Below are 14,727 nucleotides of genomic sequence, written 5' to 3' on the forward strand. Positions count from 1 at the left end.
GATCGACTGCGATGAATATGCAGGCGATTACTGATCTGTAAAAGCGAAAGTCAGCGCCAGAGGCCTTAGCTCTGGCGCGATCACCTCCACACACCGGCCGTAACGGCTAACCAGAATGCCCCGCTTCAGAACCGCCACCCGTAGCCAATCAACTCAACCGAATCGCCTGCCTGTAGTGGTCTAATGAAACCGGACACCCTTTTAGGCGAGAATACTCGCCAGATCGAGGTGTCAGATGACCAAACAACGCCGTACCTTTTCCGCAGAATTCAAACGCGAGGCTGCCGACCTCGTGCTCAAGCAAAACTATAGCTTCATCGAAGCCAGTCGTTCACTGAGTGTTGGTGAGTCGGCGCTGCGCCGCTGGGTCGACCAGCTTCAGCAAGAGCGCACCGGCGTCACGCCCCAGAGCAAGGCCCTGACACCAGAGCAGCAAAAAATCCAGGAGTTGGAAGCTCGGATTGCTCGCCTCGAGCGCGAGAAATCAATATTAAAAAAGGCTACCGCGCTCTTGATGTCGGAAGATCTCGAGCGTACGCGCTGATCAATCAGCTAAGCGTCCATGAGCCTGTTGACTGCTTGTGCGAGGCGTTTGAGGTCGCTCGTTCGGGGTACTACGCGCATCGTCTTAGGCGGCGAACACCAGATGTTGAGCGGCTCAGGCTGCGTAGCCGAGTGAGCGAGTTGTTCACCCAGGGCCGAAGTGCTCCCGGCAGTCGAAGCATCACGTTGATGATGCAAGAAGAAGGTGAGCAAATTGGACGGTTTAAGGTACGCAGGCTGATGCGTGAGCTGGAGTTGGTCAGCAAGCAGCCAGGATCACACGCCTATAAAAAGGCGACAGTCGAGCGGCCGGATATCCCAAATATATTGAACCGAGAATTTGATGTCGAAGCGCCCAACCAGGTCTGGTGCGGCGACATCACCTACATCTGGGCACAGGGGAAATGGCACTACCTTGCGGTTGTCATGGATCTTTACGCTCGCCGAGTGGTGGGCTGGGCGTTATCAGAAAAGCCGGATGCAGACTTGGTGATCAAGGCGTTGGACGTGGCTTACGAGCAGCGTGGCAAGCCGCAAGGCCTGCTATTTCACTCAGACCAGGGATTACAATATGGCAGCCGCAACTTTCGCCAGCGGCTGTGGCGTTATCGCATGCGTCAGAGTATGAGCCGCCGAGGAAACTGCTGGGATAATGCGCCGATGGAGCGGGTTTTTCGCAGCTTGAAAACAGAGTGGATACCAACCACTGGCTACATGACCGGCCACCAGGCTCAGAGAGACATTAGCCAGTACCTGATGCATCACTACAACTGGATCCGACCTCATCAATTTAACGATGGATTGGCCCCAGCGAAAACGGAAGAAAAGCTCAAAACCGTGTCCGGGATGAGTTGACCACTACAGCCACGCCCAACGCCACCTGCCGATAAATGCCCTACGCTCAACTCAACCCGCCATCCGGCCCGCTGCCGCTCGTTTCCTGAACCGAAACCCCTGACGCCGCAGCGCCTCGTCCACCAGCAACTCGAACTCACGCCACGTGATGCTGGCGAGCGTCTAGCCGTTTGGAGTGGCGACGGTGTTGAGGAGGGTGGGGCGTTAGCGGCGGGCAAAGAGACTGGCGATGGCGCCAAACGCGAATATGACCGGCAGAACGAATTAGTCAAACGAGGCGACAGTTTTGAAAGTCGTAACAAGCTTCATCGGCTGAAGCTGCTGCATCCCGGAAAAAACCGGCAATGGTGCGCTGGCAACTGAATGTAGATAGATCCCAGAAGCCGGTAGGCGATGAAAAATAGATCGTCGAAGAGAGAGGTTTTCTTGGCCATGTCCGTGGTCTTTTTTTTCAGGATCCGTCAGGAAACGTTCGTGAGTGAGCTTATAGCCTCATCGTGCGCGTAAGGTTTGAAGATCGTCGATCAATGATGAGCATTCTGTAGGAAAGCTCGATAGCAGGTTACAGATATAGCCTTCACTCACCTGAGAAAGTCATGCTGGTGGCGCGATGATGTCATGGTAGAAAGTGGTCTGGACATATCGTCCGCTCGCTAAGGAAAGGCCATGAGAAAGATAGGAAGCAATTTCGTCGCCGTACTCGCGCTGTTTTGCGCGTTTTCAGTTTTTGCAAAAGACACGACCATCCCCGACTCAGCCATCGTCCGATTATTGATTCAAGAATCAATCGCTTCGTATCCAGGCAATTGCCCGTGCCCTTACAACTCAGCCAGCAATGGCAGCCGTTGCGGCAAGCGTAGCGCCTACAACCGCGCTGGCGGCTACGCGCCACTGTGCTTCAAAGAGGACGTGTCGAAAGACATGATCGAAGAGTACAGAGCGCGATTAAAGGGCTGATTTCTGCGTTCCCACGCTCTTCGTCATACAGCTCGGAGAGGTTCGTCTTAGCTTCAGGATTCCTTGGGTAACCTGGAGCTTTTGATGATCGGTCCTCACGCTTCGAGTGGGAAAGCATCCCCAGATGCTCCGCGTCTCAGCCAAGGCAGCAAACAATTCACCCAAAAAACCGACGCGCCGCCCGCCACCAAGACCCCCGAACCGCTCCCGAACCCGAATTCTCTTGCAACTCAGCGTGCGGCAACAGCCTCGGCATATCCCGCAGCCTGATCCACGGCTCACTCTGCCAATGCAACATGCTCACTGACAACCCCGGCCACTGAAGGAAACTCAAACACGGACTGCTGTGCGTCGGTGGCAACTGCTCATCGCGCAACGCCGGCACCACCTCATTCGTGACCCACTGCCGCAGACCGCGATTCTCCGCGTGATGGTGATGCACCAGCATCGTGTACAACCCCGACTCGCTGAGCAGCAACTCATCCGTCAGCCCGTAATGCATCGTCAGCGTCACGACACGACGTTGGTCAGCATCAAGCTTGCGCGTCGTGCGCTCATCCAGCGGCCAGCCGATCATGCGGCTGATATCGCGGGCGCAGAACCAGACTTGGGATTCGAGGAGGAGGGCGCGGAGCTGGCGGTTGTGGCGTTGGAACGAGGTGGGTTGGAGCGTGGCGGGTGAGGGTTGCCTGGAATAGGTTGGTGCGTCGAGGTTGAGCATTCTTGTTATCTCTGCATTTTTAGCTTTTTAGGGCTAAGGCGTCGGGAGTTAAGAAACCTCCAATGCAGAAAAGGCCGGACTTATTCCCCTTTCGGGTCTTGTATTGGTCCACTCCCGACATAGCAAAGATTTTACGACGTGCAGCCGAAAGCCGCAGGCACGTAAAGCCACATTCTAACGGGAGCGGGCGGGCCGCTGCATTGGGGTTTCTGTTGTGCGTTTCTTAGGCGCGGCGAAAGGTTAGGCCTCTCTGGGAAGGCGAGCAAGATGCAAAGCTGTAGGGCGATTCTGAAATTCAGCAGCTGATTTTGTGCTGATGGACAGGATCAGAATTCTCCCTATACTGTTTTTTTGTACAGTATTTATCGGGCAGTCCTTATCCCTTGCTGTGACACTGGTTTTCTCTCAGAGAGCAAATGAAGAATTTACAATTTGCAACGTAGGGATAGAATGGTGATCGCTCGTCACAGATTTGACCCAGAGGAAAGCTAGGTCCATGAACCTTTTTGAAGCCACAACGCCCGATTCATCTACACTGGACCAATCTACCTATTCCCCTGATCCCCATCCTGCAGAAGATATGGCGCTCCTTCGCCAGCTGTTGGAGATCTATGACCAAGGGCAGCTCGCGGCGAAATTGAATGAGATAGGGTCGTCTCATTGTCGTGAGACCGTTAACCGCTGGGTGAAAGGGAAAGCTTCGCCTCGTCTGACACATCAGGAATACGAGCATCTGAAGTCGTTGCTTCCAAAGCGGCCAACCACGAAGTCTTCTTTTACTTTTATCGATTTGTTTGCTGGCATCGGCGGTATACGCAAAGGATTTGAAGCAATCGGTGGAGAGTGCGTATTCACCTCCGAGTGGAACGAATTCGCTGTAAGAACCTATAAAGCGAACCACTATTGCGATCCGGCCCGGCATCGATTCAACCAAGACATTCGGACGGTCACCCTGTCAGACAAGCTCGAAGTGAGTGACGAGGAAGCGTATCGGAACATTGATCGCGAAATCCCGGATCACGATGTGCTGCTTGCCGGATTTCCTTGCCAGCCATTTTCCTTGGCCGGTGTATCCAAGAAAAACTCTCTGGGCCGCAAACATGGCTTTGAATGCGAAACCCAAGGAACTCTGTTTTTCGACGTCGCCAGGATCATCGCGGCCAAGCGCCCGGCTGCTTTTCTTCTCGAAAACGTCAAAAACCTGAAGAGCCACGACAAGGGCAATACGTTCCGAATCATTTGCGAAGCTCTTGATGAGCTCGGCTATGAAGTGGCGGACGTGAATGCTCCCAAGGGTTCAGATCCTAAAGTGATCGATGCAAAGCATTTCGTCCCTCAGCATCGTGAACGAATCGTATTGGTAGGCTTTCGGCGGGATTTGAACGTCCACGGCGGTTTTACGTTGCGTGACATAGACAAGCTGATTCCCAAGCAGCGTCCTAGCTTCGGTGACGTACTGGATAAAGATGTAGATCCCAAATACATCCTCACTCCGAAGCTCTGGGACTATCTCTATCGATATGCTGAAAAACATCGTCAAAAGGGTAATGGCTTCGGCTTCGGCTTGACCGGGCCAAATGACGTCGCACGGACCCTTTCTGCGAGATACCACAAGGATGGTTCCGAAATTCTGGTGGATCGCGGATTCGTCGAACACCTCGATTTCCACAGTGAGCTGAATCAACTCAACCGTCCTCGTAGGCTTACTCCGCATGAGTGCTCGCGTCTGATGGGCTTCGACCGACCAGGAGAAAGCAAATTTGTGATACCTGTCTCCGACACTCAGGCGTACAGGCAGTTTGGCAACTCTGTAGCGGTCCCAGTTTTCGAGGCTGTGGCTCGATTGATGAAAGACCGGATTTTGGCTGCTAAATCCAAAACCGCTGAGGCCCAGCCTCAGTTGGAATTTGCGCTGCCTGCCTGAGTCGAAGCAACTTCTGTATAGCCCAAGGCGCATTCGCGCCTTGGTACGGAGGTCTCCTTGGTCGACGTCGTCGATGCCGCAACCCGCTCCAGAATGATGTCCGGTATTCAGGGCAAAAACACATCTCCGGAGCTCCTCATCCGTAAAGCCCTGCATGCGCGGGGCTTTCGCTTTCGTATCCACGCCAAGGATCTCCCAGGCAAACCTGACTTGCTCTTGCCGAAATACAAGGCTGCTGTGTTCATTCATGGCTGCTTTTGGCATGGACACACATGTAGATACTTCAAGGTGCCCAAGACTCGTCCTGAGTTCTGGTTAGAGAAAATCGGGAAAAATCAGATTCGCGACGGCGTCCAGGAGGCTTCTCTCAAGGCACTGGGCTGGAGAGTTCTCGTTGTGTGGGAATGCGCTGTGCGGTCGATGAAGAAGCAAAAATCTCCCTTGCTTGTTGACCTGATAGCCAACTGGCTGATAAATGGTTCTGAATATTTCGAGGTAAGCGAAAGGGATTTGGAATTCTATGTCAGAGGACAGGATTAGCGATTACTTTGAGGGTGTAGCTGCAAAATATCTTAGCGCTGTCGATGCTGATCCCAAACGGTCTCGACAGCATGAAATAGGGGGGTTGCCCGCTGCGGGGTTTAAACAATATTTGGGTGCTCCCGATAAAAATGAGGAGTATAGATTTAAGGCCAAGCAGATCTATTTTAGCGACGAGGCGTCCACTCCTGAAATCATTGAAGGTATGGTGACGTGGTATGACTGTCGACGGAAAAAACCTCATCGGCGGCCTGAATACCGATTGTATTATTACGGAAACTCGGTAACCGAGCTTATATCTGAGGGCGATTTTTTACTTGTTGCTAAACAGCGCGACAATTCATTGCTTATGATTTTTACCCCTGCTGGTACAACTATTGAAGCACAATTACGAGTTTTTTTCGGCCTTCCCCATGTAAGTGAGAATTTTACCAAAGGCAAGCTCGATTCAGTAGATTTGATATTACCGCTACGATTGATGCTTGAAGATCTCGGGGTAAGTCTCACCCAAGCCAACTCTGACGATGAGTTTTGGCTTGAGCAATTGATCAAGCTTTTTGGTGGTGAAATCTTTCCTCCTACGAACGCGTTTTCTGCTTATGCGAGAAAGTCTATCGGTGGATCTGTCGACCCTTTGGGCGCCCCAGATCAGACAATCCTAAATTGGATGGAACAAGAGGAAAAACTTTTTCGTATCTATGAGCGCCATTTAGTTAAGCGGCGACTTAAAATAGGTTTTGGTAGTAGTAGTGACGATGTAGATGGTTTTATTAGTTTTTCATTAAGCGTCCAGAATAGAAGAAAGTCTCGTGTTGGGCATGCATTCGAGGGACATCTGGATGAAATATTCAAGGCGCACGGCCTGCGATTTCAGCAAGGCCGTGGAAAAGGATCTGTAACTGAAAATAACTCTAAACCCGATTTCATATTTCCCGGTTTTGATGAGTATCGCGATTTAGAATTCCTAAAGGGAAACCTTGTCATGTTAGGAGCTAAAACAACATGTAAAGACAGGTGGAGACAGGTTTTGACCGAGGCAAACAGGATTCAAAATAAACATTTGATTACGTTGGAGGCCGCGATAAGCGAGAAACAAACTAACGAGATGATCTCGCAATCTCTACAGCTCGTTGTGCCTGCTAGGATTCAAGAGACGTATAGCGCCAATCAGCGTGCATGGTTAATAGGTTTGGCTGAGTTTATTTCGTTAGTAAAGTTAAAGGCTAAAAGTTAGAAGCAAGTGTCATAGCTATAAGTCTTGAGACTCCTCAAGACTCATATTTTGAAATTTTCTAATAAGGGAGTTTGAAATGGTAGCAGAATGGGAAGTTGATCCTACGGAAGATTTTGATGAAGACGTAGAAACTAAGGTTTATCAAATTACTTCTTATCCCGCAGACTTTACTCTGAAAGGATATCTGAGTAAGGTCGATGCGGCACAAATTATAGTCCCGGAATTTCAGAGAAAGTATGTATGGGATCAGAAAAGGGCTAGCAAGCTAATCGAGTCCTTCCTGTTAGGGCTCCCAGTTCCAGGGGTTTTTTTATATAAAATTAAGTCTTCGAATAAGCTGTCTATTATCGACGGTCAGCAACGTATCCTGTCATCTGTGAGGTTCTTCCAAAATAGATTTGATGAGAAAATATTTAGACTGAACGGAGTAATGCCTAAGTGGGAGGGGCGTACCTATGACGAACTTGACGAGCCTGATAAATTGCTTTTGGACGATACCGTTCTCAGGGCTACGATAGTACAGCAACTCGATCCGGCCGATGACTCAAGTATTTATCATATCTTCGAGCGTTTAAATACCGGAGGTATGAATTTAAATGCTATGGAGATCAGACGATCAGTTTATCAGGGTAAATTTGCGAATTTGTTGGAAGAGTTGAATGAAAACGTCCACTGGCGCAATATAATCGCTAGGCCAAAAATTGATAATAGACTACGAGATGTCGAGCTTATATTGCGAATTCTTGCATTGCAGTGTAATTCGGAAACGTATGAAAAGCCGATGAAGACCTATTTGAATTCATTTATGGCCTCATTGGGTAGGATGACTGAGTCAGAACAGGACGATTCCCTTAAAAATATGAAAATGGATTTTGAAAGGGCTGTCAGAATTATAGATGAGCAACTGGGTGATAAACCGTTTCACCTCAGGGGGCCGATGAATTACGCTCTTTTGGACTCTGTCTATAGTGCCATTGCTAATCTTGATGATGAGCCTGATGACCTAGATTTAAAATTTACTAATCTAAAGTCTAGTGCTGCCTATCTGTCCGCCATTTCAGTCAGTACTAGCGATGAAAAAGTTGTAAAGATTAGATTCGAAGAGGCTGCTAAGTATTTAGGGGCGGTCTGATATGCTACTTAGAACGCGCGCAGCTATTGATGATTGTGAAATTCATTTAAATGAGTCAAATTCTTGGAATACTGAAGTAGAGTCTTATTTGACTCAGTATATCTTGGTTATTTTGAGTGCGGATGTCCAGCAATCTGTTTATTCGCTATTGAGTGCGCGGATAGCAAGCTCTCGCTCTGATGATGCAGGTTTGAAGAGCTTTGCTTATTCAATGGGTGTAAAGTGTTTGAGAAGTTTTATCAAAGGAGATTTATCAAACTTCTTGGGGCTTTTTGGAGATCGCGTCAAACAATCTTTTAACCAAGAATTAGATGATCGCGTCGTTACAACGTATAATAATGCTTTATCAAAGCGGCACGAGGTCGCGCATAATTCGGGCGTAACGACTACTTTCAGAGAGTTAAGCGGAATATATGCTGCCGCGGTGAAGATCTTAGAAGCTATGGACTCGTCTCTGAAACTAGCTGAGGAGCCCTCAGCTTTAGGGCCTGACTGAGATATTTCAATAAATGGTATTTGAGTCTCTTTTCGAAATGTAAAAGCCAAGATTTTTAATCCTGGCTTTTATATTTACATGAGTTGGTTAACGAGTAATCAATCCCAGCTAAGCGCCCCACCAGTCTGATACTCAATAACCCGCGTCTCAAAGAAATTCTTCTCTTTCTTCAAGTCCATGATCTCGCTCATCCATGGGAACGGGTTAGTCGTACCTGGGTACTCTTCCTTCAAACCAATCTGGCTCAGGCGACGGTTCGCGATGAACTTGAGGTAGTCCTCCATCATCGCCGCGTTCATGCCCAGCACGCCGCGGGGCATGGTGTCGCGGGCGTATTCGATTTCCAGTTGGGTCCCTTGCAGGATCATCTGGGTTGCTTCTTCCTTCATTTCAGCGTCCCACAGGTGTGGGTTTTCGATTTTGATCTGGTTGATCACGTCGATGCCGAAGTTCAGGTGCATGGATTCGTCGCGCAGGATGTATTGGAACTGTTCTGCGACGCCGGTCATTTTGTTGCGACGGCCCATGGAGAGGATCTGGGTGAAGCCGCAATAGAAGAAGATGCCTTCCAGAACGCAGTAGTAGGCGATCAGGTTGCGCAGCAGTTCTTTGTCGGTTTCGACGGTGCCGGTTTCGAACTTCGGATCGGAGATCGAACGGGTGTATTTGAGGCCCCAGGCTGCCTTTTTGGCGACCGATGGGATCTCGTGGTACATGTTGAAGATCTCGCCTTCGTCCATGCCCAGCGATTCGATGCAGTACTGGTAGGCGTGGGTGTGGATCGCTTCCTCGAAGGCCTGGCGCAGTATGTACTGGCGGCACTCGGGGTTGGTGATCAGGCGGTACACGGCCAGTACGAGGTTGTTGGCAACCAGGGAGTCGGCGGTGGAGAAGAAGCCCAGGTTGCGCATGACGATGCGGCGTTCGTCGTCGGTCAGGCCCAGCGGATCACGCCATACGGCGATGTCGGCGGTCATGTTGACTTCTTGCGGCATCCAGTGGTTTGCGCAGCCGTCGAGGTATTTCTGCCAGGCCCAGTCGTACTTGAAAGGCACGAGCTGGTTGAGGTCGGCGCGGCAGTTGATCATCATTTTTTCGTCGACGGCGACGCGTGCGGCGGCGCCTTCGAGTTCAGCCAGGCCTTCTGCGACGTCGAGTTTGTCCAGTGCTGCCTTGGCGCGTTTGATCGCGGCGGAGTCACTGGCGATGACGGCGCGCGCTTCTTGTGCGGCCAGGCCACCGGCGCTGTCGAGTTTGTCCATTGCCGCTTCCGAGGCATGGCCTGCGTTAGCGCCTTTGGCGGGTTCGGCGGCGTCTTCTTTGTCGAATTCGTCCCAGCTCAGCATGGTGATGAGATTCCTGCTTGAGGACCGTTTTTGGCGGTCGATTTGGATAAATAGGGGCATTACGGATTGCGCAACGCTCTTGAGGCAATACAGCGGTTGAGGGGAGTGCCCTCGGGAAATCTAAAATGTTCTGGAATGACGTGAGGGCTACGATCAGGCGCCGTGGCCGCTACACGTGGAGGGAGCAAATGGCTGACACAGCGTGCGGATTGGGGCCGAGTGAATACGGTCGGCTTTGGATGCGCAGGTGGTCATGTCGTTGTCCTTGTTTGAGGGGCGCAAGTATACGGAAGTTTGTCCCGTGCGTGTGTCTTGCGACCGATACGACCTACAGATGGGTGGGCGCTCCTAGCTCATGAACGCTCGCCATTTTTGTCTTGACGCAGAAGCGATGGTTCTGGATCGAAATCGCCTATGTAGTGTTGCGATTCGCTACGGGACACACGATATAGGTTTTTGGGGCCGTGGTGCAACTGGGTATTTCAACAAATGCGTCCCGTTGTGACGCGCTTCAATTCTCTTTTACAGGCGCCGGGTGCGGCACTATGAAGCGCAGGGCCTTGCATTACGCGGCGTCGCTGGCCGAGGGCTGATGTGATGCTCTGTGATGAACGAGTAGCGTGTAGGTGGAGTAAACATTTCGGACTGACAAGCGGTGGTTTTGAGTAGGTCCGTGCAGTGTTCAATAATGCCGGGCGGCTCACTCAAGCCCTTTGCAATCAATTGCCAATCGCCTGACCCACACACCGCTCAAACACCCGCACCAACCCCGAATAATCACACCCCACGGCATCGATATTCGCCTGAATCCACTCCCGCGCTTCCACCGGCCACCAGCTGATTTCATAACCCGCGTTCACGATGATGTGTTCGAACAGAATGCGCTGCGCCCGGCCGTTGCCTTCGCGGAAGGGGTGCACCACGTTGAGGTCTCCGAACAGTTCGGCGCTGGCGTGGATCAAGGCGGTGCGATCAAGGTCCAGAAACCAGTTGGCGTCTGCCAGCGCGTTGAACAGCTTGGTGGCTTCGGGTTCGATGCGATGGGTGACGCAGAAGTGGGTTTCGTCTTTGGAGATATCGACGGTGCGCAGTTCACCGGCCCACTCGTAGAGATCGGAAAACAGCTGGCGGTGGATGGCTCGCAGGTAGGGTAGGTCGTAGGGCGGAGCAGAGAAATCGAGGGATTCAGCGGCGACTTCGGACAGGTCGCGTTCGGCTTGAGCCAGGGTCTTGTCGTCGGTCAGGTCCAGGCGGTTGCGTAAGACCGCAGTCCCGGGGCAGCAATATGGGTCTTGGCCCACGCCATATTTGTCGACCATCAGGCCGATTTTTTGCGGTAGGTTTTCAGCAGTTCTTCGCGGGAGAGGAGGCGGCGTTCAGCGTCGAGCGGGGTGCTCTCGAAACCTTCCAGGCGCAGGCTGGCGGCGTAGTTGGAGCGGCGCGTTTTGGCGCAGTAGGCTTTCTTGGCATCTAGAGAGGGGGCTGGCATTGGGCGTTCTCCTGGATTTAAGAATTCGAGTGTAGCGTAAACGCAAACCGGGAGCATTAGGGCTCCCGGTTGGCGGTGTTGCTTTAAAAGCATCGCGGGCAAGCGCGCTCCTAAAAAGTGGGGGCTGCCTTAAGAGCATCGTCCGGATGCGGCCCAGACCAAGCTCCCTCCCACAGTTCATGTGGCAGGGAGCATCAGCGGGTGTTACTGGCAGGCTTCGCAGTCTGGCTCGTCGATGGCGCAGGCCTTTGGCACGGGTGCCGGGCCTGGCGATGCTTCGGCGTGCGTTGGTGCTGCAAGTGAAGACTCGTCCGGGCCGTGACCGCCGCTCGATACTGCGTTGAGCTTGCTGGTGCTGATGGTCGATTTCTCGGTGCTGGTCGCGGCCAGGGCACGGAGGTAGTAAGTGGTTTTCAGACCACGGTACCAAGCCATGCGGTAGGTCACGTCCAGCTTCTTGCCCGATGCGCCGGCGATGTACAGGTTCAGCGACTGAGCCTGATCGATCCACTTCTGACGACGGCTGGCCGCATCAACGATCCACTTGGTGTCCACTTCGAAGGCGGTCGCGTAGAGCTCTTTGAGTTCCTGCGGGATGCGCTCGATTTGCTGCACCGAACCGTCGTAGTACTTCAGGTCGTTGATCATGACCGAATCCCACAGGCCGCGCGCTTTGAGGTCGCGAACCAGGTACGGGTTGATCACGGTGAACTCGCCGGACAGGTTCGACTTCACGTACAGGTTTTGATAGGTCGGTTCGATCGACTGCGACACGCCAGTGATGTTGGCGATGGTGGCGGTCGGTGCGATGGCCATGATGTTGGAGTTACGAATGCCTTTCTGAACACGGGCGCGAACCGGTGCCCAATCCAGAGATTCGTTCAGGTCCACATCGATGTACTTCTGGCCACGTTGCTCGATCAGGATCTGTTGCGAATCCAGCGGCAGGATGCCCTTGGACCACAGCGAACCCTGGAACGTCTCGTAAGCGCCGCGCTCGTCGGCCAGATCACACGAAGCCTGGATCGCGAAGTAGCTGACGGCCTCCATGGATTTGTCGGCGAATTCAACTGCTGCGTCCGAACCGTAAGCAATGTGCTGCAGGTACAAAGCGTCCTGGAAGCCCATGATGCCCAGGCCTACCGGGCGGTGGCGGAAGTTGGAGTTCTTCGCTTGCGGCACCGAGTAGTAGTTGATGTCGATCACGTTGTCGAGCATACGCACAGCGGTGTCGATGGTGCGCTTGAGCTTGGTGGTGTCCAGCTTGCCGTCGACGATGTGGTTCGGCAGGTTGATCGAGCCCAGGTTGCAGACCGCGATCTCGTCCTTGTTGGTGTTCAGGGTGATCTCGGTGCACAGGTTCGAGCTGTGAACCACGCCCACGTGCTGCTGCGGGCTGCGCAGGTTGCACGGGTCTTTGAAGGTCAGCCAAGGGTGGCCGGTTTCAAACAGCATGGACAGCATCTTGCGCCACAGGTCTTTGGCCTGAAGGGTCTTGAACAGTTTGACCTTGCCTGGGTACTCGGTCAGCGCTTCGTAGTACTCGTAGCGCTCTTCGAAGGCTTTACCGGTCAGGTCGTGCAGGTCCGGGACTTCGGATGGCGAGAACAGGGTCCACTTGCCGTCATCGAAGACACGCTTCATGAACAGGTCAGGGATCCAGTTGGCGGTGTTCATGTCGTGGGTACGACGACGATCATCACCGGTGTTCTTGCGCAGCTCGATGAACTCTTCGATGTCCATGTGCCAGGTTTCCAGGTACGCACACACAGCGCCTTTGCGCTTGCCGCCCTGGTTGACTGCAACAGCGGTGTCGTTGACCACTTTCAGGAACGGCACAACGCCTTGCGATTTGCCGTTGGTGCCCTTGATGTAAGAGCCCAACGCGCGAACCGGCGTCCAGTCGTTGCCCAGACCGCCTGCGAATTTGGACAGCATGGCGTTGTCGTGGATCGCGTGGTAGATGCCCGACAGGTCATCCGGCACGGTGGTCAGGTAGCAGCTCGACAGCTGTGGACGCAGGGTGCCGGCGTTGAACAGTGTCGGGGTCGAAGCCATGTAGTCGAAGGACGACAACAGGTTGTAGAACTCGATGGCACGGTCTTCACGGGCTTTCTCTTCGATTGCCAGGCCCATGGCCACGCGCATGAAGAAGATCTGCGGCAGTTCGAAACGGATACCGTCCTTGTGGATGAAGTAACGGTCGTACAGGGTTTGCAGGCCCAGGTACGTGAACTGTTGGTCGCGCTCGTGGTTGATCGCCTTGCCCAGTTTTTCCAGGTCGAAGGTGGCCAGGATCGGGTTCAGCAGTTCGTACTGGATGCCTTTGGCGATGTAGGCCGGCAGTGCTTTGGCGTACAGGTCGACCATTTCGTGGTGAGTCGCGCTCTCGGCAACTTCCAGGAAGCCCAGGCCTTCGGCGCGCAGGGTGTCCATCAACAGGCGGGCGGTCACGAACGAGTAGTTCGGCTCACGCTCGACCAGGGTGCGCGCGGTCATCACCAGCGCAGTGTTGACGTCTTTCAGCGCAACGCCGTCGTACAGGTTTTTCAGGGTTTCAGTCTGGATCAGGTCGGCATCGACCTCGGCCAGGCCTTCACACGCTTCGGTAACGATGGTGTTGAGGCGGCCCATGTCCAGCGGCGCAACGCTGCCGTCGGCGCGAGTGATACGGATCGACGGGTGGGCCTGAACAGGCTCTTCACTGACACGATGCGCACGCTCTTTGGAGCGGTCGTTGCGATAGATCACGTAGTCGCGAGCCACTTTCTGCTCGCCAGCGCGCATCAGCGCCAGTTCTACCTGATCCTGGATTTCTTCGATGTGAATAGTGCCGCCGGACGGCATGCGGCGCTTGAAGGTGGCGGTGACTTGTTCGGTCAGGCGGGCAACGGTGTCGTGGATGCGCGACGACGCGGCGGCATTACCGCCTTCAACTGCAAGAAACGCTTTGGTGATGGCAACGGTGATCTTGTCGTCGGTGTAGGCCACGACAGTGCCGTTACGCTTGATCACACGCAGTTGACCCGGCGCGGTGGCGGACAGATCCTGCTGGGTCTCACCTGTCTGCGGCGCTTTGGCCTGCGGATTCTCGCGAGTTGTGTCTGTTTGCATGGGTGTCTCCACGTTCTTTAAGTATGTTGGGCCACTGCGTGCGCAGCGTTGCGTCTTGAGGCCGTTCACCGACCAGTACCGGCCGTAACGACTTCAATAGGCACGGGGAAGAGTGATGGCCTGCTTCCCTGGCTTTCGAAGTCCAAAAAGGCCACGGACATGGTCCGTGGCCCCGAAATAGCGATAAGCAGATTGCCTGAGTTGTGTTGCAACCGTTGTGCCGTGAAGCGCCGATCAGATGGCTTTTGCAGCAGCCATTCGCGTGTGCGGTATGGCAGTAGAAACAGCGGGGGATTCAGCCCGTTTGACCCAAGAAAAGTGCTTGAAAATACACGCTGACTTATGGTTGGGTTTTCGAGTAAAACCCTACATGTAG

Annotated in this window: 12 protein-coding genes; 7 read left to right on the plus strand and 5 right to left on the minus strand. The window is 53.2% G+C overall.

Translation table 11 applies throughout. The annotated features are described in order from the left end of the window. Positions 1–235: 235 nt before the first annotated feature. Positions 236–1,398, plus strand: a protein-coding gene (locus OYW20_RS07850; RefSeq protein ID WP_268800131.1) for an IS3 family transposase whose coding sequence is annotated in 2 segments (ribosomal slippage) — positions 236–491 and positions 491–1,398 — 1,164 coding nt in all. Because the reading frame shifts where the segments join, the coding sequence is not laid out codon by codon here. 666 nt (positions 1,399–2,064) lie between these two features. Next, complete coding sequence (locus OYW20_RS07855) at positions 2,065–2,355, plus strand: hypothetical protein (protein ID WP_268800132.1); 291 nt, start codon at positions 2,065–2,067, stop codon at positions 2,353–2,355. A 157-nt stretch (positions 2,356–2,512) separates the two neighbouring features. On the opposite strand, the gene OYW20_RS07860 is transcribed toward OYW20_RS07855, so the two are convergent. Beyond that, on the minus strand, positions 2,513–3,076 hold the full coding sequence (locus tag OYW20_RS07860; protein ID WP_268800133.1) for a BRO-N domain-containing protein: 564 nt from the start codon (positions 3,074–3,076) through the stop codon (positions 2,513–2,515). Between the two features lie 496 nt (positions 3,077–3,572). Between OYW20_RS07860 and dcm the strand changes: the two genes are divergently transcribed. The 5 genes from dcm to OYW20_RS07885 all read left to right on the plus strand — a co-directional run bounded on the left by dcm (position 3,573) and on the right by OYW20_RS07885 (position 8,402). Continuing rightward, positions 3,573–5,000 carry a DNA (cytosine-5-)-methyltransferase gene (gene dcm, locus OYW20_RS07865; protein WP_328284813.1) on the plus strand — a complete coding sequence of 476 codons (1,428 nt, stop codon included), beginning with the start codon at positions 3,573–3,575 and terminating at the stop codon, positions 4,998–5,000. Between the two features lie 57 nt (positions 5,001–5,057). Then, positions 5,058–5,540: a very short patch repair endonuclease gene (locus tag OYW20_RS07870; RefSeq protein WP_268800134.1), complete on the plus strand. Its 483-nt coding sequence runs from the start codon at positions 5,058–5,060 to the stop codon at positions 5,538–5,540. Then, a complete protein-coding gene (locus OYW20_RS07875) occupies positions 5,521–6,774 on the plus strand; it encodes a type II restriction endonuclease (RefSeq protein WP_268800135.1) in 1,254 nt (417 codons plus the stop codon). The genes OYW20_RS07870 and OYW20_RS07875 overlap by 20 nt, the downstream gene beginning before the upstream one ends. 76 nt (positions 6,775–6,850) lie before the next feature. Beyond that, positions 6,851–7,906 (plus strand): DUF262 domain-containing protein, encoded by a 1,056-nt coding sequence (locus OYW20_RS07880; protein ID WP_268800136.1) that lies wholly within the window; start codon positions 6,851–6,853, stop codon positions 7,904–7,906. Between the two features lies 1 nt (position 7,907). Beyond that, on the plus strand, positions 7,908–8,402 hold the full coding sequence (locus OYW20_RS07885; RefSeq protein WP_268800137.1) for a HEPN domain-containing protein: 495 nt from the start codon (positions 7,908–7,910) through the stop codon (positions 8,400–8,402). 98 nt (positions 8,403–8,500) lie between these two features. On the opposite strand, the gene OYW20_RS07890 is transcribed toward OYW20_RS07885, so the two are convergent. The 4 genes from OYW20_RS07890 to OYW20_RS07905 all read right to left on the minus strand — a co-directional run bounded on the left by OYW20_RS07890 (position 8,501) and on the right by OYW20_RS07905 (position 14,351). Continuing rightward, positions 8,501–9,748 (minus strand): ribonucleotide-diphosphate reductase subunit beta, encoded by a 1,248-nt coding sequence (locus OYW20_RS07890; RefSeq protein WP_268800138.1) that lies wholly within the window; start codon positions 9,746–9,748, stop codon positions 8,501–8,503. A gap of 719 nt (positions 9,749–10,467) precedes the next feature. Continuing rightward, a complete protein-coding gene (locus OYW20_RS07895) occupies positions 10,468–11,067 on the minus strand; it encodes a putative adenosine monophosphate-protein transferase Fic (protein ID WP_268800139.1) in 600 nt (199 codons plus the stop codon). After that, a complete protein-coding gene (locus tag OYW20_RS07900) occupies positions 11,067–11,237 on the minus strand; it encodes a YhfG family protein (RefSeq protein ID WP_268800140.1) in 171 nt (56 codons plus the stop codon). The genes OYW20_RS07895 and OYW20_RS07900 overlap by 1 nt, the downstream gene beginning before the upstream one ends. Positions 11,238–11,441: 204 nt before the next feature. Continuing rightward, positions 11,442–14,351, minus strand: a complete 2,910-nt coding sequence (locus OYW20_RS07905) for a ribonucleoside-diphosphate reductase subunit alpha (RefSeq protein WP_268800141.1) — start codon at positions 14,349–14,351, stop codon at positions 11,442–11,444. Between the last annotated feature and the right edge of the window lie 376 nt (positions 14,352–14,727).

The sequence above is a fragment of the Pseudomonas sp. BSw22131 genome (genome assembly GCF_026810445.1).
Taxonomy (GTDB): domain Bacteria; phylum Pseudomonadota; class Gammaproteobacteria; order Pseudomonadales; family Pseudomonadaceae; genus Aquipseudomonas; species Aquipseudomonas huanghezhanensis.

Coding starts and splice junctions, on each gene's coding strand:
- OYW20_RS07855 (WP_268800132.1), top strand. CDS start 2,065: ATGAGAAAGATAGGAAGCAATTTCGTCGCCGTACTCGCGCTGTTTTGC.
- OYW20_RS07860 (WP_268800133.1), bottom strand. CDS start 3,076: ATGCTCAACCTCGACGCACCAACCTATTCCAGGCAACCCTCACCCGCC.
- dcm (WP_328284813.1), top strand. CDS start 3,573: ATGAACCTTTTTGAAGCCACAACGCCCGATTCATCTACACTGGACCAA.
- OYW20_RS07875 (WP_268800135.1), top strand. CDS start 5,521: ATGTCAGAGGACAGGATTAGCGATTACTTTGAGGGTGTAGCTGCAAAA.
- OYW20_RS07880 (WP_268800136.1), top strand. CDS start 6,851: ATGGTAGCAGAATGGGAAGTTGATCCTACGGAAGATTTTGATGAAGAC.
- OYW20_RS07885 (WP_268800137.1), top strand. CDS start 7,908: ATGCTACTTAGAACGCGCGCAGCTATTGATGATTGTGAAATTCATTTA.
- OYW20_RS07890 (WP_268800138.1), bottom strand. CDS start 9,748: ATGCTGAGCTGGGACGAATTCGACAAAGAAGACGCCGCCGAACCCGCC.
- OYW20_RS07895 (WP_268800139.1), bottom strand. CDS start 11,067: ATGGTCGACAAATATGGCGTGGGCCAAGACCCATATTGCTGCCCCGGG.
- OYW20_RS07900 (WP_268800140.1), bottom strand. CDS start 11,237: ATGCCAGCCCCCTCTCTAGATGCCAAGAAAGCCTACTGCGCCAAAACG.
- OYW20_RS07905 (WP_268800141.1), bottom strand. CDS start 14,351: ATGCAAACAGACACAACTCGCGAGAATCCGCAGGCCAAAGCGCCGCAG.